21 protein-coding genes, 1 tRNA gene and 2 pseudogenes are annotated in these 19,148 nt (G+C 66.6%); 9 read left to right on the top strand and 15 right to left on the bottom strand.

Annotated elements, in window-relative coordinates; genetic code table 11:
- Nucleotides 1-269: 269 nt before the first annotated feature.
- Nucleotides 270-713 (bottom strand): type II toxin-antitoxin system PemK/MazF family toxin, encoded by a 444-nt coding sequence (locus OG875_RS14235; RefSeq protein ID WP_330174599.1) that lies wholly within the window; start codon nt 711-713, stop codon nt 270-272.
- 180 nt (nt 714-893) lie between these two features.
- On the opposite strand from OG875_RS14235, the pseudogene OG875_RS14230 reads away from it, so the two are divergent.
- The 5 genes and pseudogenes from OG875_RS14230 to OG875_RS14210 all read left to right on the top strand — a co-directional run.
- A pseudogene (locus tag OG875_RS14230) lies at nt 894-1,529 on the top strand (transposase); the annotation flags it as partial.
- Nucleotides 1,530-2,100: 571 nt separating this feature from the next.
- Nucleotides 2,101-2,577: a DUF4365 domain-containing protein gene (locus tag OG875_RS14225; RefSeq protein ID WP_330174598.1), complete on the top strand. Its 477-nt coding sequence runs from the start codon at nt 2,101-2,103 to the stop codon at nt 2,575-2,577.
- Nucleotides 2,574-3,779 (top strand): hypothetical protein, encoded by a 1,206-nt coding sequence (locus OG875_RS14220; protein WP_330174597.1) that lies wholly within the window; start codon nt 2,574-2,576, stop codon nt 3,777-3,779. The genes OG875_RS14225 and OG875_RS14220 overlap by 4 nt, the downstream gene beginning before the upstream one ends.
- A gap of 61 nt (nt 3,780-3,840) precedes the next feature.
- On the top strand, nt 3,841-4,884 hold the full coding sequence (locus OG875_RS14215; RefSeq protein ID WP_330174596.1) for a YaaC family protein: 1,044 nt from the start codon (nt 3,841-3,843) through the stop codon (nt 4,882-4,884).
- 243 nt (nt 4,885-5,127) lie between these two features.
- On the top strand, nt 5,128-6,171 hold the full coding sequence (locus OG875_RS14210; RefSeq protein ID WP_330174595.1) for a phosphotransferase: 1,044 nt from the start codon (nt 5,128-5,130) through the stop codon (nt 6,169-6,171).
- On the opposite strand, the gene OG875_RS14205 is transcribed toward OG875_RS14210, so the two are convergent.
- From OG875_RS14205 to OG875_RS14155, 11 genes and pseudogenes are all read right to left on the bottom strand, one after another.
- Nucleotides 6,141-7,199 carry a glycosyltransferase gene (locus OG875_RS14205; protein ID WP_330174594.1) on the bottom strand — a complete coding sequence of 353 codons (1,059 nt, stop codon included), beginning with the start codon at nt 7,197-7,199 and terminating at the stop codon, nt 6,141-6,143. The genes OG875_RS14210 and OG875_RS14205 overlap by 31 nt on opposite strands.
- Nucleotides 7,200-7,206: 7 nt before the next feature.
- Nucleotides 7,207-7,821, bottom strand: a complete 615-nt coding sequence (locus OG875_RS14200) for a dTMP kinase (RefSeq protein WP_330174593.1) — start codon at nt 7,819-7,821, stop codon at nt 7,207-7,209.
- Nucleotides 7,818-8,732, bottom strand: coding sequence for a PIG-L deacetylase family protein (locus OG875_RS14195; RefSeq protein WP_330174592.1), 915 nt, complete (start codon nt 8,730-8,732; stop codon nt 7,818-7,820). The genes OG875_RS14200 and OG875_RS14195 overlap by 4 nt, the downstream gene beginning before the upstream one ends.
- Before the next feature lie 14 nt (nt 8,733-8,746).
- Nucleotides 8,747-9,484 (bottom strand): glycosyltransferase, encoded by a 738-nt coding sequence (locus OG875_RS14190; protein WP_330174591.1) that lies wholly within the window; start codon nt 9,482-9,484, stop codon nt 8,747-8,749.
- Nucleotides 9,481-10,365, bottom strand: a complete 885-nt coding sequence (locus OG875_RS14185) for a phosphotransferase family protein (RefSeq protein ID WP_330174590.1) — start codon at nt 10,363-10,365, stop codon at nt 9,481-9,483. Before OG875_RS14185 ends, OG875_RS14190 begins: the two co-directional genes overlap by 4 nt.
- A gap of 32 nt (nt 10,366-10,397) precedes the next feature.
- Nucleotides 10,398-11,285, bottom strand: a complete 888-nt coding sequence (locus tag OG875_RS14180) for a glycosyltransferase family 8 protein (protein ID WP_330174589.1) — start codon at nt 11,283-11,285, stop codon at nt 10,398-10,400.
- A gap of 50 nt (nt 11,286-11,335) precedes the next feature.
- Nucleotides 11,336-11,482, bottom strand: a complete 147-nt coding sequence (locus tag OG875_RS14175) for a hypothetical protein (RefSeq protein ID WP_330174588.1) — start codon at nt 11,480-11,482, stop codon at nt 11,336-11,338.
- 63 nt (nt 11,483-11,545) lie between these two features.
- Entirely contained in the window at nt 11,546-11,989 is a 444-nt protein-coding gene (locus tag OG875_RS14170) for a hypothetical protein (RefSeq protein ID WP_330174587.1), read from the bottom strand.
- A gap of 188 nt (nt 11,990-12,177) precedes the next feature.
- A complete protein-coding gene (locus OG875_RS14165) occupies nt 12,178-12,546 on the bottom strand; it encodes a hypothetical protein (protein ID WP_330177966.1) in 369 nt (122 codons plus the stop codon).
- Between the two features lie 709 nt (nt 12,547-13,255).
- Nucleotides 13,256-13,327 (bottom strand): annotated as a pseudogene (locus OG875_RS14160) (helix-turn-helix domain-containing protein); the annotation flags it as partial.
- Between the two features lie 161 nt (nt 13,328-13,488).
- On the bottom strand, nt 13,489-14,151 hold the full coding sequence (locus OG875_RS14155) for an HAD-IA family hydrolase (protein WP_330174586.1): 663 nt from the start codon (nt 14,149-14,151) through the stop codon (nt 13,489-13,491).
- Between the two features lie 379 nt (nt 14,152-14,530).
- Here OG875_RS14155 and OG875_RS14150 point away from each other — a divergent pair, with 379 nt between their 5' ends.
- Nucleotides 14,531-15,382, top strand: coding sequence for a DUF317 domain-containing protein (locus OG875_RS14150; RefSeq protein ID WP_330177740.1), 852 nt, complete (start codon nt 14,531-14,533; stop codon nt 15,380-15,382).
- A 218-nt stretch (nt 15,383-15,600) separates the two neighbouring features.
- On the opposite strand, the gene OG875_RS14145 is transcribed toward OG875_RS14150, so the two are convergent.
- Both OG875_RS14145 and OG875_RS14140 read right to left on the bottom strand, forming a co-directional pair.
- Nucleotides 15,601-15,744 carry a hypothetical protein gene (locus OG875_RS14145; protein WP_330174585.1) on the bottom strand — a complete coding sequence of 48 codons (144 nt, stop codon included), beginning with the start codon at nt 15,742-15,744 and terminating at the stop codon, nt 15,601-15,603.
- 571 nt (nt 15,745-16,315) lie between these two features.
- A tRNA-Gly gene (locus OG875_RS14140) sits at nt 16,316-16,389 on the bottom strand.
- 218 nt (nt 16,390-16,607) lie between these two features.
- On the opposite strand from OG875_RS14140, the gene OG875_RS14135 reads away from it, so the two are divergent.
- The 3 genes from OG875_RS14135 (at nt 16,608) to OG875_RS14125 (ending at nt 17,955) form a co-directional block, all read left to right on the top strand.
- Entirely contained in the window at nt 16,608-16,790 is a 183-nt protein-coding gene (locus OG875_RS14135) for a hypothetical protein (protein ID WP_330174584.1), read from the top strand.
- A 75-nt stretch (nt 16,791-16,865) separates the two neighbouring features.
- Complete coding sequence (gene dcd / locus OG875_RS14130; RefSeq protein WP_330174583.1) at nt 16,866-17,441, top strand: dCTP deaminase; 576 nt, start codon at nt 16,866-16,868, stop codon at nt 17,439-17,441.
- 7 nt (nt 17,442-17,448) lie between these two features.
- The gene (locus OG875_RS14125) at nt 17,449-17,955 is read left to right on the top strand and encodes a phosphoribosyltransferase (RefSeq protein ID WP_330174582.1); all 507 of its coding nucleotides are present in this window, start codon (nt 17,449-17,451) and stop codon (nt 17,953-17,955) included.
- Nucleotides 17,956-18,119: 164 nt separating this feature from the next.
- Here the strand turns inward: OG875_RS14125 and OG875_RS14120 are convergent, their stop codons facing one another.
- Entirely contained in the window at nt 18,120-19,082 is a 963-nt protein-coding gene (locus OG875_RS14120; RefSeq protein ID WP_330174581.1) for a Yip1 family protein, read from the bottom strand.
- Between the last annotated feature and the right edge of the window lie 66 nt (nt 19,083-19,148).

Genomic DNA, 19,148 nt, shown 5'->3' with positions numbered 1-19,148 from the left:
GTCTTGGTTCCTGGACTGGACAACAAACAACCCCCGGTCATGACCTGGGGGTTTGTCGTGGAGCGGGTGACGAGAATCGAACTCGCGCTCTGAGCTTGGGAATCAAGGGCGCCCAGGGGCACCACAGAGCCCTGGCCAGGGATTACTTGGACCTACGGGCCGTTCTGGAGCTGATTGGATTGACCGCTTCTGACCTTGGTGTGCCGCACAGAAGGGCTGGGATGGGGCTGGCCTGTGAACGGAGGGATACGAAGGCGGCTCGGGCGACCTCAGCCGGTACGACGAGGGACGTCGCGTTCGGGGCGACGGAGCGGTGTGCTCGCGCGAAGGATCGCATCCCTGATGTCGCTGAGCTTCGCGGCCGCAGCTGGGGTCCACTCCTTCTCCTGTTCACTGAGACGGAGCGCATCCTCAATCGCACTGAGCTTCGCGGAGGACAGGACGCCCGCCTGCACGATCAGGTCGTCCCGGGACAGTGTGGTCAGCCAGGTGCAAGGGGTGAAGCCCGGATGCGAGAAGCCGAACCGCAGCACGCCTTCGACGGGCAGTCCTTCCGTAGCTCCTACTGCCACTTCGACTCCCAGAGCGCTGATGTCGACGTCAGCCGGAGCGACGACCTGCATCGCCCGGAACCCGCGCGCCTCGTCTCCCGACAGGAGTACGACCGGCCGCCGCTCGTCGAACTCGACCCACCAGACTTCGCCGCGTTGCACATGTCCTCCTGGCCCGGGACTGCGGGCGAACCCCGCACACTCGCGACCGAAGCACGGAAGTAGTGCAGCCCCGTCTCCGGACGCCTTGACTGTTTGAAGGACTCTAATCTGCGTCGCCAGGTCGGCCGCCACTACTCTGGCCAACGATTCTGATCTTTGGTGGGGGCTGCCGTGGGAACGCGGTGGCTGTCGTACTCGGTCGGCATGACCATCACCGAGCAGATCCACCAGGCTGTGCTGATGGTGCCGCCGTCCGCCTGGACGCCCGCCGTCGAACCCGGCGGCGAGATCCGCGACGGCGCCTGGGCCGCCGAGCTGTCCGGCGACTTCCTGACCGGCTGGCCGAAAGGGATACGTCTGATCGTCCGCAAGGAACGGCCGCACCCCGGAGCCCAGTTGCGGATCACCGATGCCGACGGGCTGCGACTCACCGCGTTCGCCACCAACACCACCCATGTCCTAATCGCCGCACTCGAACTGCGTCACCGGCAGCGGGCCCGGGCCGAGGACCGCATCCGGGCCGCCCGCGCCACCGGCCTGCGGAACCTGCCCCTGCACGACACCGCACAGAACCATGTCTGGCTGGAGATCGTTCAGATCGCCCTCGACTTGCTCCCGTGGATGCCGATGCTCGCGCTGACCGGCAAGCCTCGGCTCTGGGAGCCCCGCCGACTCCGGCTCCGCCTCTTCTCCGCCGCCGCCCAGCTCGTTACCACCGCCCGCCGCCGGCACCTGAGATTCGCCCGCCACTGGCCCTGGACCGACGTGATCACCAGCGCGATCCACAGGCTCGACGCGCTCCCGAACCCCGGATGACCAGCACGTTCCCGTCCCTGCGAGCGATGCCACCCACCGGAGCCGTGGAACCCGGCGCCCACCCGACGCGATAGCCGGGCCATCAGCCTGACCTCCACCAGCCCGGACAGCCGAAACAGCCCACCGGAGAAACCGACGGACCGTCACGAAAGATCGAGGTTAGCCGACCAGCTGAATGCTTGGCCGGTGTCGCCACCCTGGATGCCTTGTTGATCAGGACCTGAACGCGCCTCCAGATGGCTTCGGCGGTTTGACCGTGCAGTCGGCAGGGCTCAGCTCTTGCGGACCCTCCTTCCCTCCCGCGTTGATCGTCATCAGCCACTTCATCTGATGCTCGTCTTGCGCAGGCTGAGCCTCGGAAGCTACCGAGGCTCTGTCAGGGCTCTCCGCACAAGCGATGGGGTAACAGCGTGGACACGCACAGTGCCGCACCCTCTACCCATGAGCCGAACGGCGGCTTACGGTGAGGGCCTTGTAGATCAGGGGGAGAGCTGCACGGATGTTGAGCGTGAGTGAGCCCAGGCCAGCCGAGCCGTTGCGCGGAGACCTGAGGCAGAAGGACCGGATGGAGATGCTCCAGGACAGCTACCTCAGGGCGGTGGCGGCAGCGTCTGGATGCACGATGGCGAAGCCAGAGCCAGACGATGGGATCGACTGGCAGCTGACTCATTCGTCATCAGCCCATGTAGTTGACTGCCAGATCGACTTGAAGATTCAGCTCAAGAGCACTTGGACTTCCGCCCCCAATCCTTCCAATGGATTCGTTTCTGTAAACTTGAAAAATGACAGACTTGCAATGATGGCTCGCACTCCGGTCGCCGTTCATCGAATACTTGTGGCGATGATTGTTCCTAAAGAATTTGCTGGTTGGGTCGAGGCGAGTCATGACTACCTTTCCCTGAGGCATTGTGCTTACTGGCGAAGCGTTACGGGCGTGGCTCCGACGGGTGGAGATTCATCCTCCATTAGAGTCTCGACTGCGCAAATATTTGATGACGTGGCGCTGTGTAAGATCATGGAGAGAATTGGGCAGGGAGGGGCTCCATGATTTCCCCAAGTTATGAGGGAATTGCCGCCCGACTCAACGATGCGCAACTTGCACATCTCCTAGAAATCACCGGGTGGGAGAAATTCGGCGGTCAAGAGAGCGTTTACAGTCGCTGGAGGCCGGCGGGTCGAGAGCGGGCAGCAAGTTTGCTTCTTCCTCAAAATGATAATCTTGCAGACTACTCGGAGCTACTTGCTCAGGCCGTTGCGCAGGCGTGGAAGCTTGGAAGCGCTCGCCTGCGAGCGCTGATGGAGAAAGCTGCAGCTGCGCACGTGCTCGGCGACGAGATGAAATTTCATAAGGAAGCGAGAACGTTTCAGGGGACGATCCAGTGGCTGGCCGGGGAGGACTTGCATGCAGCGGCACGTAAATCTATGGCCGTTGCTGCAAAATCACGCAAATCCAGGCTAGCTTACTACGGAAATTCCAATGCGCACCTGGCTCGTTCGTTCTTGGAGTCGGTTTTGATGGGGCAAACTGAGGTGGGTAGTTATGTGGTGACTGCCTATGTGCCTCCGCAGGAAGTTTTTACGGAAAAGAAGCTGCACCCAGGGGACACGCTCCCGTCCACGGGAACGCATACCGGGCGTGATATTACCCGGGGTCTGGTTGATGTCCTCCAAGCGACGAGGGAGGTGGTTGACCACTTTTCGAACACTGGATCTAGTGCAGGATTTCTGGAGGGCGTGGATAGAGGTTTCTGTTTCGAGATCACACAAGCGGTTCGGGATCTCGTCAGAGACTCCGATGGTGCTGAGGTGGGAATTGAAATGAATGTTGCGGCCGACCTATTTTCCGATGCTCGTGTCGAGTCGCACAAAATGGAGTTTTCGCCAGCTGACTATCCCATTCTTGAGACTGCTGGCAATGTCCTCGCTGCCACGACACGGCCCCGTAGGGTTACGGTTGTGGGTGCGGTAACGCTCCTTGAGCGGCCACAGTTCGGCCGTCCTGGACTGATTCGTATTAACGTGTTGTCGGGCACCACCGCAAAGAAGATGCGCGTGAGGCTCAAGGCGGAGGATTATGATCTCGCCATGGACGCCCATCGAGACAACATGGCTATTCGAGTGACAGGGCGCCAAGAGATTGAGGGTCGGTATTACTGGTTGTACGACCCGGAACGAATTGACCTGATCCCCATGGAAACGGTCCGATCTGCTGCTGAATCCCCCAGCTCTGATCAGCATCCTCTTTTCTAGCGGACTGGAGAGCCTTTCCGGAGCGGGCTGGTTAACTTCGATCACTGAATATGAGGAGCTCATGGCCACATGGAGAGACCTTTCACTGCCTTCACGCCGAGAAGTTTGGCGAGACCTCCGTGGGCTACGTACGGGGGTTGTTGGGCCTGGGCGAACCAACCCTGACCGGTCGGCTGTGTTCACTGCAGCTCTGGAGCAGGCGCAACAGTTTATGGAGGCCGCAGAGTCTGCGGGCCCAGCCACTCGGCCCGTGCAGATCTTTTATTCACTATCGCAGTTCGGTCGAGCGATCTCAGCTGCGTCTAGCGCCCTTTCTGGGGAAGATTGGTTGGTTAAAGGGCATGGCATTGGCACAAAAAACCTCGACGTACGAAATGGGCTCGATTGTGTGCAGGTCGTCCCTCATGAAAACGGCTCTTTGATCGGGGTTGCCCGCGCAATGGGGGTTCCCCCGCTGGCAGCCAAGAGTAAATTGTCACTAGGTGAATTGTGGCCACTAATTCCAGAAGGGCAGTCGGTGCCTCTTGCGAGCGTTCGCGCGTTTCCTGCACTCAATTTTCATGCGGGTGCGTTGGTGCACCGAAATGGCAAACGTTGGTGCCGGGTTTCTTTGATGCCGATACCCCCAGAAGTGAAATCTGCTGCTGATGTAGATGCGTCTGCGCTAAAGGATTTTCTGGCGCATTACCCATCGTTGAGTGGCTGGTCCAATACTCCTGACGTTCCTGATGTTATTCAGTGGCAGAAGCAGGGGGGTATCGACTCGCTGCAGATCTACCTGCCGTCGAACCTTGAGGCTCACGCGCAAGCCGAGGAGGGAGTGGCAGAAGCCCTGGAGCGAGCTACGCTGTATCGTGGTCCGAGTGACGCGTACGTATTTCCCGCTCTGGGCGGTATGACGGAATCCGTCCACCCATTTCTAGTATGGTGGGCAGTTCTCTTTGGGCTGTCGATTTTGGCGCGCTACGAGCCCGCTGGGTGGGCGGCGATGATTGATATCGACACGTCGGGTACTGCCAATGCCATTGAAAACTTGCTCGAACACGCGATTGGAGTAATACCTCACCTTGCGCTTATTGCGATTAAGGATGTATCGGGCAGTTGAAGTGCGCCCGCAGGGGTACGAAAATGTCGGGTTCCTGGGCGTGTGCTGTGTGTGATTATCGAATAAATCAGGGAAAGTTTTATTGTTTTATCTGATTGGGGATGCGCTTCATGGAGGAGGAGGCTGATTGTCTCGGGATCCAACGAAAGGACATGCCTTTCTTGACGCCAAGCGGAAGTGCATCAGCAAGGCAAGCCGTGAGCACCGTGACTGGAGCCATCCATCCCGCGTATCGTCCTTCACGTGACTGATGCGTCCGTGACGGACAGGACTGAGATCCAAGCCGGCGTCCTCGCCGAGTTGATCAGCGCTTTCGGCCTCGAAGAGGTGCGGGAGAGGTTCTACCTCCCCGATGGGCTGATGAACGCGAACTGGAAGGTGGACACCGCAGCCGGGGCGTTCGCGCTCAAGCGGGTCACCGACGTGTCGCTCGATCGGCTGGTGCGCAACCTTGGGGTGTTGGATTCGCTGGCCTCTGATGGCGTCCCGGCAAGTGCCCCCGTCCCCACCGCCTTCGGCTCTCTGGTGGCAGAGGCTGGCGGCGGTGTCTGGTGCCTCTTCCCGTGGGTGACCGGCAGCCATCTCCGTGGTGTGGACCTCAGCCTCTCCCAGGCCGCTTCTCTCGGAGTGCACCTGGGGCGCCTCCACGAGGGGCTCGATCGGGCCTGCGGCAAAGGTCTGCTGACTGCAGTGCCGGAGACGGTGCCCGCCGAGGTGACGACGCCGGAGCGGGCAGTGGCAAAGGCCGAGCGATTGTCCGGAGCGGTGGGAAACAAGGGTCCCGGCACTGCCTTCGATATGGCGGCGATGGCCGCCCTGGAGCAGCGACGTGTGCTGATTGGCAATCACGCCGATCGTCGGCCGCGGGACGAGGTGCCTGCGGGCAGGCACGGGTGGACGCACGGTGATGTCCAGTATCGGAATCTGCTGTGGGAGGGCGGAAAGCTGGCCGCCATCCTCGACTGGGACCGTGTCGGCGTCCGTCCGTACGCCGAAGAGGTCGTGCGGACGGCCCAGGTGCAGTTCGGTGTGGACGGGGTGTTCGACCTCCCGCGAGTGTCGGCGTTCGTCCGTGGCTACCGTTCCGTGGTTCCGCTGGAGACGTCGGCGTTGCTGGATGGTGTGCGGCGGCTGTGGTGGAAGCGAATGACGGACTTCTGGCAGCTGGAGTTCCACTACGACCGCGGTGACTTCTCGTTCGACGAACTCTTCACGGCGGATGAGGCGTTGCTGCACTGGTGGACGGAACGACTCGATCAGGTCGAGGACGCGTTCGCCGCAGGGTAGATCCCGAGCGCTTCGAGTTCGGGCAGCCTGGGGCGCGTGAGCCGCGCTGTGTGGCCTCGGGCCTGCTTACCGAGGGCGTGGTGGTCGGCGGCGTTGATGGCGTTTGCCCAGGCCCGTGGACCCGCAGTGTGGGGGAGGACGATTCCGTGTGGGCCGATGGCTTCCGGGATGCCGCCCCTGTCGCTGCCGATGCTGGGTGTGCCGTGCAGCGCGGCTTCGACGATCACCCGGGGGAACGCGTCCTCCACTGTGGACGGCACCAGCAGCAGGCGGTGGCCTTGGTAGAGGGTGTCCATGTCGTAGGTGCGGGGGACGTAGTTCACGTTCGGGTGGGCGGCGAACTCGTCGGCGGTGTTCCACCAGCCTTCGACCAGCGTGAAGTGCTGGTCGGGCATCAGGCGGATGACCTTGTGCAGGAGGTCGGAACCCTTCGCTGGGATGGGGTTGACCATCAGGACCGACTCGGTCCGCAGCGTGTTCGTACTCCGCGGGGGCTGTACGAACGGCGGGTGGAAGACGGCGAGACGCGTGTCGTGGTGTTTGGGCGCTCGGCCGAGTACGAACTCCGATACGGCCAAGCCGTATTGAGGTCGTCCGGCCAGGACCCCAAGGCCGGTCTTCGATACGGAGTGCAGGATGCCTGCGACGAGCGCAGCGGGCCGGGCCTGCTCGGCGAGGTCGGCCGCACCCTCTTGAGAGGTGAACACGACATCGGGATGCAGGCCGGCCAACTGCTCGTGAAGGGTGGCGGCGATCTGATGCTGCGGTACGGCGATGCAGTCCACTCCGTTCCAGCGGTAGCGGAGCGCTCCCTTGGCCTTCACGTACGGAGACCGGCGTGCGTCGAGCAGGTCCCGCAACTGGGGGAGTTGCGTGCTCTGATCCCAGGGGGCCTGGTGTGACCCCAGGTAGACGACCTGCCAGCCTGCGGCGGCGAGTTCTTCGGCCAGTAGCTGCTGGGTGACTTCGGCACCGCCGATGAGAAGCGGTGGCGGGGTGCGTCGCCAGGCGAAGAGGGCAGTGGGCATGGGCGGGTCACCTGGTCCAGAGCGAGACGAGGGCTTCCACCGTGCGAGCGATGTCGTCCCGGCTGGTGTCGGCAGGGATCACGGTGACCTCTCGGGACACGGGAGGATGTGCGCGGGCCAGGAAGTAGTCGCGGGTGTGAGTGAGGAAGGCGGGCTCGTGCAGGAAGTAGTCGGGCTCGGTGGCCGTGTGGCCGGCGGTCTTTCGACGCAGGCGAAGCACTTCGGCGGGTACGTCGAGGTAGACCGTGTGGTCGGGGCGCAGGTGGGGGAGCACCTGGAGCCGGTCGCGTAGCCGGTGCTGGACGGCGAAGCCGAACAAGGTGTCGAGGGCATGGGCGTGGGCGAGGAGAGTGTCCACGGAGCGGTCGAGGATCACGAAAGGCTTCGCGGCGGCGAGTGCCGTGCGGACGCGGGTCTCTTCGACAGCCATGAACGTCTCAAAAGCGGCGACCTGTTCGGTGGCGGACGCGGTGCGAGCCGGGGGTATGGCGTCCCGGCTTCCGATCTGCTTGACGTAGCAGTCCGCGATGTAGGCCCGGCCCTCGTAGCCGTGCCTGCGCAGGTGACGTATCGCCGTCGACTTTCCCGCGTACGAGGGTCCTTCGACCGCGATGACCTTCACAGCGACTCCGTCCGGTAGAAGCGCTCCGCGTACGTGCCGGAACTGCCCAGACGGTCGGCGGCGACGGTCCAGGCGTGCCGGATCGGCCGGTACATCTTTCGGGCCGGGTACATCTGCGAGCCGTGCATCCGCAGGACGGTGCACTTGTCGAGAACTACCGAAGTGATGTCGACCAGCGAGGGTACGAGCTCCGCCCGCGCACGGGAGCGGAAGAGGTGCTGGTCGCAGCCCGCGAGCGCATAGGTGGGCCAGAACGCCAGGTCCTCCCAGAACCACCGGCATCCGAGGCGGACTGCGGCCTCGTGTACGAGCAGGTGGTCGGGGTGGCGGGTGACGGCGGCGGGGGCGAGGAGTTCGGCGTCCGGGTGGGCGGCGACGATCGAGCGGAGTTGCTCTGTGATCTGGTCGAGGCGGCCTTGGCCGTATGGGCGGTACGGAGGTTCCGCGTCCTTGTGGCCGAGGGCGAGGCGGGTCGCTCCGAGCGGGGCCAGGGCGGCGGCGCCTTCGCGGTCCCGCAGGTGGGAGACGGCGGACTCGGTGCTGTAGGCGTATTCCAGGGACGGGTGGACGCTGGTGGAGCGGGTGAAGACCGTGGCGACGGTGAGTGGGCGGGGGCGGGCGAGGAAGGTGCCGGCAGCCGAGAGCGTGAAGTCGTCGTGGTGCGGTTCGAGCGCGAGGACGGGACGGCCGACAGGGCGGCGCAGCTTGATGAAGTGGGGTTGGCCGCTGTGCGGGGCCATCAGCTCGATGACCTGGTGGTCGCGGGCGCGGTGACGGGTGAGGAGCTGGTGGGTCCACTGGTGGTGGGCGTGGTCGAGGTCGTCGGGGAACGTGTAGATCCCTGTCGCGTCCGGCACCGGCAGGGCGATTGGCTGTGCGGAGGTGTGGGCGAGGGCGGTTGGGGCGTTCATCCGGGGCTCCTGGTTCATCGGACGGTGGTCTCGTACCAGTGGCGCCACATGCGCGGGGACCTGAGCCTGAGACGGGCGGTGACGGGGTTCTGCCACCACAGCATCCGGAGGCTCGACCACTGGTCGTAGCGGCGGGTGGAGGGGCGTACGCGCAGGTCGTCCAGGATCTTGACCGGTGCGTTGGTGGCGCGGCCGTGGCTGGTCAGGCGGGCGAAGAAGTCGACGTCCTCGCTCATGAGTAGGTCTTCGCGGTAGCCACCGATCGTCTTGAACGCGGCGGCGGTGGCGAACTGGGCGACCCCCTGTGCGCCACCGTGGCGGGCGCGGTAGTGGTCCCAGTAAGCGCACAGCAGCCGTGCCCCGAGGCGGTCCGGCGTGTAGAGCGGTGGGATCGCTCCGCCGACGGCTCCGGCGTCCAACGCGGATGCTGCCGCGCTGATTGCCTCGATGGGCAAGGCGACATCGGCGTCGGTGAAGAACAGCCGAGGGCTGCGAGCAGCGGTCGCACCGGCGTTGCGTACCCGGCCGATCCTGCGGACAGGCTCGCTGATCACGCGGACCCCGAATGAGGCTGCCATGTCGGCGGTGGCATCGGTGGAGGCGTTGTCGACCACAATCACCTCCCCTTGCTCACCGCTCGCGGCCTCCCACTGCGCGAGGGAGGCGAGGACGGTCGGCAGGTAGCGCGGCAGGTAGGCGGCTTCGTTGTGGGCGGGGATAACTACCGTCAGGCCGGGGGCGCGGCTGGTCATCGTGCTCTCCTTCTCGCGTTCGGTGCGTGGGAGTGCCCCGTGTGGGGCCGGAAGAGGTGTGGCGTCCGGCGGGACAGCTCGGCCAATCGGTCTGACCAGATGGTCCGGTTGCTGCCGGGGCTGGCGTGGGTCCAGCAGCTCACCGTGACGAAGGCCGACCACGCTGCGAGGTGGGTGTCACTCACGGCGTGGGGATAGGCGCCGAGGATGGCGTGCCGGTCCCACTGTGCGTGGGCGTCGGTCATGACGAGAGCGTGTGCCAGGTCCGCCTCGCGGCGCCTAGGGGCGGCGTCGGTGAAGTCGACCAGGTGACGGGTCTGCCGGGTGCCGGCGAGGACCACGTTGTCGAGGTGGGGGTCACCGTGGCACCACACGGCGGACGCCTCGTCTGGTGTGCCGGTGATGATGGCAAGGGCGGGGGCGAGCCGGTCGAGTACGTCGGGCGGGCAATGGCGACTCAGGGAGGCAACCGTTTCGACCGCTTGGCGCTGAGGGGCCGCGGTGGTGACCGGTGCCTCGTGCACGCGGCCGAGGAGCGTGCCGAGGTCCCTCAGCGCTTGGAGGCGCGGGACGCTGCCCGAGCGAACGGCAGAGCCGAGGGTGTCCGGGCCCAAGTCCGAGGTGATCAAGGCGGTGGCGCCGGTGGTGGAGGTAGTGCCGTAACCGAGCACCCTCGGTACGGGCACGGCAGCTGAGACCGCACGTATCGCCGTGGCTTCGGTGAGGGCGTTCCGGCGTGCGGTGCGGGAGTAGAGCTTCACGATCACGCTCGGGCCGTGGTGGAGGGCGACCCGGTAGACGGCGGTACGAGAGCTGGCCGTCAGGCGTTCAGCGGCCTTGGCGGGACTTCTCAGGAACAGGCCGCAGGCGCGAGAGACCATCGGCGGGACGATTGGGACGACGGGGGAGGCGTTCATCGGAGCTCCGGTTGCTCGGCGTGGGCGGAGCCCAGGGCGCGGACATGGCGCATGGTGTGTCGCAGGTGCGCGCGGTACTCCCGGACTTCCTCGGTGCGGGGGCAGGCGGCCTGCCACGGCTTCTCGGGACCCACGAAGTGGACGAGGGGTGCGGCGGCGTCGGGGCGCGGAGAGCGGGCGACAACGCGACGGGCCCAGTTGCCGCGTTCGAGGAACCGGCCGAGCTCGAAGCGGTTGTAGCCGGGCCCGACCGGTCGAACGCGGCCGGCATGGAGGAGCCAGAGGTTCAGGGCGTCCTGGTCGTTGTGGTGGATGTGCCGACGTTGCCGAACCAGTGCGTGAGCGACTCCGCGACGTACCCGGGGCAGGTCGGCGACGTGGGCCCACAGCAGACCGGCGTTGTAGTACGGCCTGCCCTTCAGGTGCGGCCAGCGTTCTGCCACACCCGGCAGGGCGTGACTGTCGCCGATCGACGGACCGAACTCATCTGGTACAGCGCCCACTTCACCCGGGCGCAATTCGTTCAGCGGTGCGCTCAGGTCGCCTCGGACAAGAGTGTCGGCATCGACGTAGATCACATACGGGCGCCGGACGAACTCGGCGGTGAACTCGAACCGCAGGTAGGTGGTGACGCTGATGTACGAGGCGTCCGCCATCCGCGCGGTATTGAGCGGGGAGCGGTGGGCCAGGTCGAATGAGCCGAATCCGGCCCGTCGCGCGAGGTGCGAGAGGAGTACAGCCTCGGACGGAGTCAGGTCGAGGGTGAGGACGCGCAGCGCCACATCCCGACGAGCCCGTGGAGTGAGGCTGTCGGCGAGGGCGGTGACGGCGGCCAGTCCGGGGACGAGGTAGCGCTGGTCGAGGCACAAGCCGAATGCGTACACAGCGGGTTCGCCTTCCAGAGGCAGGGATGGGGATGGGTTGTGGCGGTCGATCAAGGCGCGTCCCGCCGGCGTGCGGACCGGGACGCGCGGGTCTCCAGCACGTGAAGGGAGTCGGGGTCGTCTGTCTCCCACTGGTGCGCCATGCCGCCCGCCGGTCGACGCAGGACCCAGGTCTGCTTCTGCCTGATGTCGGTCACGATCGCCTGCCTGCCGGCCGGTGCTGTCCCGGACGAGATCGCCGACCTCCGCACGTACGCCGCTCATTGGACGCTTCCGGGGATGAGGCGTCCCCACGGCGTCCAGCCGGCCGCCGCGTCGAAGAGAATGCGGCGCCGCTCGTGCTGGCCGGGCGTGTGTCGGGAGGGGCTGTTCGTCGCCTCGGCCAGGAACCCGCCACGGTCGCGGATGACGACGCCGAGCGCGGCGAACTGGGCGGCATCGTCGGTGACGTGTGCGGCTCCGGCAACGACGATGCCCCGGACCAGGCCGGACGACAGGGCACCCGTGATGGCCGACCAGCCCGACCGGGTGTCCAGGGGCACTGCGGGGTCGTCGTCGGACCAGACCCCGGCGACGTGCCAGTGGCGGGCATCGGCGTGATTGCGAGCGCGACGCTCAGCTTCGCGTACGGCGGGAGGTTCGGCGGCGCAGGAGTAGACGGCGACGGGGACGTGCCCGAGGCCGCCGGACGGGGAGTTCGGCATGCCCCAAGCGTGCTGAGAAGGCTGTCCCGCTAACAGGTACGGGCCGTGGTTACGGGGGAAGTTGGGGACGGGGCGGGCTGTCACGCCCCGTACAGGTAGAGCCCCCCGCAGCCGTGCCGACTGCCACGGAGCGTGGCAGTCGGCAAACTCCTGACCGCCGAACTACCACGGGTCGTGGTCGTGTGCGGTCAGCGCACGCCCAGCGGGACGCCGGCCGCGTGCGCGAGCCCGCGAAGTCGGCCCACGGACACACCCGCCAGCCGCGAGATGATCACTCCGGGCAACATCTGGTGCTGCACCCACCCCGGCGCCATGGTGCAGACCGCCTCCAGGGTGTCGGCCGCCCGCTCCCACCGGCGGCACTCCACATGGGTCAGGGCGACATCGAGTCCGTAGCGGGCGCGCGTCGCGAGGGGAACCGTCTCGTCCAGCTTGATGGTGTCCATGAGCCGCAACGCCCCCGCCGTATCGCCCAGGGCGACGGCGATGCTCATGGCCTGCGTGGCGGCGTACAGCGGGCCGTACGGCTGGGCATGGGCCGCCGCGTGCGTACTCACCGCCGAGGCGGGCGCCGACCGCGTGGGCCTGGGAGAGGTACTCGCGCGCAGTATCGGCAGAGGCCCCTCCCCTGGAGGCGGCCACGGCTGCGTTGGTGACCAACTGCCCGTACACGGACAGCCGGTCAGGGTCGTGCTCGGACATCCTCGGCTCGATCCGGTTGGCTTGGGCGGCGGCGAGGGCGAAACCCTGCGCCGTACGTCCGTCACGGAGGTTCACCCACGCTGTCGTGGCGGCGAGATGTGCCTCGCGCAGGTCGTCCCCGGCCTGGACTGCGATCTGTCGCCCGTAGGTGAGGGCGGCGTAGGCGAGGTCCCGCGAACCCCAGACGTTGGCGGCCATACCCGCTGTCTGGAAGACGTCGGCCAGGACGCCGGCTGCTGCTTCTTTCTCGTCGTTACCGGCGGCGTCGTATCGCGCGCGGGCTTCCGGCAGCAACGCGGCCAGCACGGTACCGAGTTCGGCGTACCGGCCTGCCCAATAGGCGGCGTCCGCGCGCTTGACGACGGTGCGGAGCTCGGCGACGGTGCCCGGCTCGGCGGCGGCGGGGATGCCGATCGCGGCGTCATGCGTGGCGGCCGAGAGGATACGCAGGGCCGCCCGCTCGTCACGGTCCATCGAGCGGCGCGGTGCCTGCTGCCCGAGGAGTACGGCGATGTCGGTACCGAGGGCGGAAGCGATGGCCAGCAGGGAGGGGAGCGAAGCGGTGCCACCGCGCTCCAGCTTCCGTACGACACCGACGGATACTTGGGCGGCCTCCGCGAGCTGCTCTTGCGTCATCCCGCTGCGGAGGGTCTTGAGTCGTTCGGCGGTGGTGTATTCCGACCATTGCATGGCAGTGACCCCCCGGGCCGATCAAGTCAGGCTTGGACCGTACCCACTTCGCTAGGGATGCGTGCACCCTTTGGCGGAGAGGGAGTTGGGGGGCGTCTGGAAAACGCCTACACCGGGAGGACCGCGCTCACACCGAGCAGGCGCTCAAGCTCGGCGACCGACTGGTCCTCTGTGGTCGCGAGGACGGTGGTGATGCCAAGGGCCTCGGCGGGCGGAAGATTGACCGGGTGGTCGTCGACGAAAACGCAGGCCGGGCCCGGCAGGCCGAGGCGGTCCAGGGTGAGCTGGTAGATGGCCGGGTCCGGCTTCGCCAGACCGACCACTTCCGAGATCACGTGGACGTCGAACAGGTTCCAAATGCCGGCCTGCTCGTACGGGTTGAACGGCTCCAGCCCGAAGCTGTTCGACAGGAGCGCCAGCCGGTACCCCGCATCCTTTGCGGCGCGGGCGAGCGCTGCCATCCGCTGGGCCGCTGGCACTTTCGCCCAGGCTCGCCCCATCAGGTTGTCGGCGTTCACGTGCGTGCCGAGCAGGGCGGCGGTTCCCTCGTTCCACTCGGCCTGGCCGATCTCGCCGATCTCCAGGGCCGTGTACAGCCGTCGGCCCTCGGGATCGTCGTTGAGGGTCGCCCGCCAGGCTTCCGCGAGGAGCCCTTCCGACTCGCACCAGGCGCGGTGTACGGGACGTGGATCACCGGTCAGTACCCCGGCGAAGTCCAGGATGAGCCCGCGTGGGGTGTGGTGGTGGGCGGTGTCCGTGGGCTGCGGCATGCTGCGGGGTTCCTCTCCGTTGACCTCAACGACGACGCTACCGCTAGGTGTTCCGCTCCTTCACCGCTGTGCGATTCGTCGGCTCTGCCGATGACGTTGTGCAGGATGCCCTGGGCCTGGGGCTGGCGGAGTCCGGGAACCTGGAGGGCGCGGTCCCAGGGGCCAGTTCGCCGGGGGCAGACAGGAAAACTTCACGGAAGACTGGCTATGCGGGGCAACGCATGTCAACGTAAACGACCTTGCCTGAGCATTCTCAGGTCGGGTGGTCTGTAGCGCGGCAGCCCGGTCAGGATCGATACCCCGTTGCCGGGCCTCTCCTGTTGACGCGTCTTGCGCTCCGTTCCTTCCCATCGGCGTTCTGAAGATCCCTCTCGTGGCCTTGGAGGCGCTCCTGAATCCGCATTTCCCGTTCGATCCTTCCCTCGCGACCGGCGAGTCTCCCGCGTACTGGGTCGGCCCCCGGCACCTGGCCGGCGACGACGGCCGTCTCTACGATGCCGTCGCGGACAGCCTTTCCGACTTGGGCTGGACGAGCCTGACAGTCGTCCGCGGGCGGCGTGAGCCCGACGAGCTGCCGGAGGATCATCAGGTGCTGCGCAGCACCGTGCTGCACATCAGTCCGCGCGCTTTGCGGTGGGCTCAGTGGGTGCTGCCGGACGAGCCGTTTCATCTCGGTGGGCTGCCGGTCGCATGGCAGGTTTCTGCCCGTTCGGATGCGAGTAGTCCGCTCGCGGACTGGTCTGCCTACTTCACCCCCAATGTCCCAGGCGAGGTTATTGCCGACTTTCTCTTGGCGGTAGACGGGTGTGGCCAGCCCACGGCTTTGCCCGCCGGTCCGGAGATAGTTCTCGACGCGGTCACCGCGCACGGGTGGTTCCGCGATGCCGACCAGCCTCACGGGGCGGCGATGCACCCCACGTTCACCGCCCGCCTCGCCCTTGCCGAGGTGCCGCCCCTTATCCAGGACGCCGACTCGCGTGCCCTGACGGTCGAGGCGGATGATGCGGGGGCGAGGGCCTGGCAGGCGTGGGCTGAACCCAGTGAGGGCGCCTCGTATCTGTGGGCTGCGTCGTTCAGCGCGAGCGTGCCGCACGGCCTGGTCGCCGCGTTCGCGTCCTCGCTCAGCTCGTCGGCACCGGTGATTCGCCGGGTGCTGCCGGAGAACACATGGGACCAGCTCCTGTGTGCCCCTGCCGACTCAGCTGGGCCTGCTGGAACTTCCACGCTATGAAGCCGGCCTCCCGATGGGAGGCCCGGCTTCGCTCTGTTCCGGCACCACTTGGCCGCTGCCGAGTGAGAGCCCGCCAGGACTTGCACGCTGTCCTGTTCGTGGGCCTTGCGTCAGTGCGTGCGGTGGCCCGCGTGGGGTTGCTTGTTCTCCGTCCTGAGCGGGGCGGCGTGGCGTTCAGGCTTGGTACGTGATGCCCGACGGGACGTCTTGCCGTGCGTTCAGTCTTCGTGCGGGGCGTACCTGTCGGCGTTCGCGCCGATGGTCAAGGCCAATCGGTCGTACTCCATCAGGTCCTCGTGGGTCATGAAGGGGACGAAGGCTTCGTGGTGGGAGACGGCGTACTTGATTATGAGTTCGAGCATCTCGCGCGTGGCGGCTTCGGCTTCGACTCCGGCTTCGGGGTTGTGGACATGGAGGCCGACGGCTTGGAGTTCTTCGGCGGTGGCGTCACTGAGGATGACCTGTTCTTCTGCTGTGAAGAGGCGTCCGTCGAGGTGGCGATAGACGAGGGAAGCTCGCGAAGAGCATCGACGCCGAAGTCCGGCAGCAGCGCGGCGAAGCAGCCGAGCAGGCCCAGGCGGAGACGCGGAAGCACTCCGGCTGAGGTCGTGGCGGCCTCGCCCGAGGCGGCGTGGCGGAGGCGGGACCGCTTAGCCAGCAACAGCGGTCCTGTCTCCGCTCCATGCCCCCGGGCGGAGTTCGCAGGAAGCGGCATTGCCTTCGCAATGCCGCAACGCCTCACGCTCCCGTGACCCAGTTCACAGGAAATGCGTCTCGCCATTCGAGAAGTCCGGCGCGGAATGGCCCGCGCGTCGCGCGGAAGGCCGCCGAAACCGCGCTACTGCCAGCAGAAAGGGCTGGTGGAGGGCTGGCGGGACAAGAAATGGTCTAGACAACAAAGGAGGCCCAAGTCGCTGACTTGGGCCTTCGTCGTGGAGCGGGTGACGAGAATCGAACTCGCGCTCTGAGCTTGGGAAGCTCATGTTCTACCATTAAACTACACCCGCTTGGAGCGCCCGTGGTGTGCGGTGCTTCCGGGGGCACTCTACCCCAATGTCGACTCTCCTCGCTCGAGGCCGCCGTGCGGTCGCGGGAGTTGGGGCGTAGCCTCCGTACCCGGGCGGTGCCGAGGCGGGCCCCGCCCGGGTACGGAGTGCCGCTTGGTTGGCCGTCCCGTTGATCCCCTAATGTGTGGGCTCGTCCGCGTTCTTGGGGAAGGGACCTGATGGACTTGATGGATCGCACCGTCGTCCGCTGTGCCGAAGGGCATGTGTTCAGTACTACGTCGTTCCCGATGCAGCAGCTTGACGCCGGGCGGCTCGGGCCCGGGCGGCTCATTCGGTGTCCGCGGTGTGCGCGGTTGCGGCATGCCGTGCCGGTGAAGGCCGTGGCGGCCGTGCGGCGCTGACGAGGGCCGATGGGCGGGGGCGCGCGGGGTTGCCCGGGTTGGGGTGGGTCCGCGCGTTCCCCGTATCCTCGGGGCGTGCTTCTCTCTGACAAGGACATCCGGGCCGAGATCGACTCCGGGCGCGTACGTATCGACCCCTACGACGAGTCGATGGTGCAGCCGTCGAGCATCGACGTGCGGCTCGACCGGTTCTTCCGTGTGTTCGAGAACCACCGGTATCCGCACATCGACCCGGCCGTCGAGCAGACCGATCTGACGCGCAGGGTCGAGCCGGAGGGGGATGAGGCGTTCATCCTGCACCCCGGCGAGTTCGTGCTCGCCTCGTCGTACGAGGTCATCTCGCTGCCCGACGACATCGCCTCCCGGCTGGAGGGGAAGTCGAGCCTGGGGCGGCTGGGGCTCGTCACCCACTCCACGGCCGGTTTCATCGACCCCGGTTTCTCCGGGCACGTGACGCTGGAGCTGTCGAATCTCGCGACCCTGCCCATCAAGCTCTGGCCCGGTATGAAGATCGGGCAGTTGTGTCTGTTCCGGCTCAGCTCGCCGGCGGAGTTCCCGTACGGTTCCGAGCGTTACGGGTCGCGCTACCAGGGGCAGCGCGGGCCCACCGCCTCCCGGTCGTATCTCAACTTCCACCGGACGCAGGTGTGACGCGGGTATGACGGGGGCGGGCGACCTGCGGGAGAACCTGACGTACGAACGTTTCGGGGTCGCCGTACGCGAACTGGCGCACACCGTCGCGGACGACGGGTACGAGCCCGACATCGTGCTGAGCATCGCCCGTGGCGGGGTCTTCGTCGCCGGCGGGTTGGCCTACGCACTCGACTGCAAGAACATTCATCTGGTCAACGTGGAGTTCTACACCGGGGTCGGGACGACCTTGGAGATGCCGGTCATGCTGGCTCCCGTGCCGAACCTCGTGGACTTCTCCGACAAGAAGGTCCTCATCGCCGACGACGTCGCCGACACCGGGCGCACCCTCAAGCTCGTTCACGACTTCTGTACGGACCGTGTCGCCGAGGTCCGCAGCGCCGTCATCTACGAGAAGACGCAGTCGCTGGTGAAGTGCGAGTACGTCTGGAGGCGCACCGACCGGTGGATCAACTTCCCCTGGAGCGTCGAGCCGCCCGTCGTACGCCGCGACGGGCAGGGGCCGGACGTCTGAGGGTCCGGACGGGCCGGACGGGCCGGACGGGCCGGACGGGCCGGACGGGCCGGACGCCTGAGGGTCCGGACGTCTGAGAGGCCCGGTCACGGGTCCGGAGCCACGCCCTTTCAACGCCGCGGGCCCGTCCTCCCTAAGGAGGACGGGCCCGCGGCGTCGATACGTCAGATCGTGCCCAGCTTGATCAGCGACAGCAGCGCGATCAGCTGGATCGCCGAGGCGCCCAGCGCCTTCGGCCACGGCAGGTCGTGCGACTTGCTCACCATCATCGTGAACAGCGCGCCCGCACCGACCCAGGTGGCCCAGCCGACCATCTGTACGAGGGAGTTCTCGCCGCCGAGGAAGAGCGCGAAGACCAGGCGAGGGGCGTCCGTGATCGACATGATCAGCATGGAGAGGCCGACCGTCGGCTGCCACGCTCCGTCGCCGCCCAGCTGGCGGGCCAGGGTGTGTGTCACCGCGCCCAGGATGAGGCCGCCGACCACGAAGGCCACGCCCGTCGTGAGCGTGTACGGGATCGCCGTCGAGAGGGTGGCGTTTATGGCCTCGTCGCGGGCCCCGTCGAAGCCGAAGATCGCGAGCAGGCCGTAGAGGAACGTGACGACCAGCGCCGGGCCCCAGACCGGGTAGTCGCGCATCTGCCAGAACGTCGCGTTCGGGCGCAGCACGATGCCGCTCAGCAACTGCTTCCAGTGCAGGCGCGGGCCGGTCGGGGCGGCGGGTGCCGAGCCCGCGTTGTACGTCGCGCCGCCGCCGTAGTGGTCCTCGTCCACGCTGAACTGCTGCGTGTGTCCGGGGTTGTTGGCGTACGGGTCGTGGGAACCGCCGCCGCCCTGCTGCTGGTTGTACGGGTCGCCGAAGTACTCCGGCTCGCCGTGCCCGCTGGGCTGACCGCCGTGTCCACCCGGTCCGGGGTAGCCGTAACCGCCCTGCTGGGGGCCGGGTCGACCGGCGCCCGCCGGGGGCCACTGCTGCTGCGGAGGGTGCGGCTGTCTGCCGTGCGGGGGCGCCGGCTGTCCGCCTCCGTACTGAGGAGGGGGTGCCGCCTGCCGTCCGTACGGCTGCTGCTGCGGTTGCTGCTGACGTGTGCGGTTGTCCCGGCCGCGTCCGATCCTGAATCCAGCCACGTCACCGAACGTACCCGCTGTGGACCGATGCAGGGCCGGAGGGCCCGGACAGGCAAGCCTTTGCGG

Source organism: Streptomyces sp. NBC_01498, from assembly GCF_036327775.1.
In the GTDB taxonomy this organism is placed as follows: domain Bacteria; phylum Actinomycetota; class Actinomycetes; order Streptomycetales; family Streptomycetaceae; genus Streptomyces.
This window is presented reverse-complemented; position numbering and strand designations above follow the sequence as displayed.

Excerpts from the sequence above, each read along its gene's own strand:
- OG875_RS14145 (WP_330174585.1), bottom strand. The coding sequence starts at position 15,744 with ATGCTCGAACTCATAATCAAGTACGCCGTCTCCCACCACGAAGCCTTC.
- OG875_RS14215 (WP_330174596.1), top strand. The coding sequence starts at position 3,841 with ATGGCCACATGGAGAGACCTTTCACTGCCTTCACGCCGAGAAGTTTGG.
- OG875_RS14205 (WP_330174594.1), bottom strand. The coding sequence starts at position 7,199 with ATGCCCACTGCCCTCTTCGCCTGGCGACGCACCCCGCCACCGCTTCTC.
- OG875_RS14220 (WP_330174597.1), top strand. The coding sequence starts at position 2,574 with ATGATTTCCCCAAGTTATGAGGGAATTGCCGCCCGACTCAACGATGCG.
- OG875_RS14170 (WP_330174587.1), bottom strand. The coding sequence starts at position 11,989 with ATGCCGAACTCCCCGTCCGGCGGCCTCGGGCACGTCCCCGTCGCCGTC.
- OG875_RS14135 (WP_330174584.1), top strand. The coding sequence starts at position 16,608 with ATGGACTTGATGGATCGCACCGTCGTCCGCTGTGCCGAAGGGCATGTG.
- OG875_RS14125 (WP_330174582.1), top strand. The coding sequence starts at position 17,449 with ATGACGGGGGCGGGCGACCTGCGGGAGAACCTGACGTACGAACGTTTC.
- OG875_RS14185 (WP_330174590.1), bottom strand. The coding sequence starts at position 10,365 with ATGGTCTCTCGCGCCTGCGGCCTGTTCCTGAGAAGTCCCGCCAAGGCC.
- OG875_RS14190 (WP_330174591.1), bottom strand. The coding sequence starts at position 9,484 with ATGACCAGCCGCGCCCCCGGCCTGACGGTAGTTATCCCCGCCCACAAC.
- OG875_RS14195 (WP_330174592.1), bottom strand. The coding sequence starts at position 8,732 with ATGAACGCCCCAACCGCCCTCGCCCACACCTCCGCACAGCCAATCGCC.
- OG875_RS14225 (WP_330174598.1), top strand. The coding sequence starts at position 2,101 with ATGCTCCAGGACAGCTACCTCAGGGCGGTGGCGGCAGCGTCTGGATGC.
- OG875_RS14155 (WP_330174586.1), bottom strand. The coding sequence starts at position 14,151 with ATGCCGCAGCCCACGGACACCGCCCACCACCACACCCCACGCGGGCTC.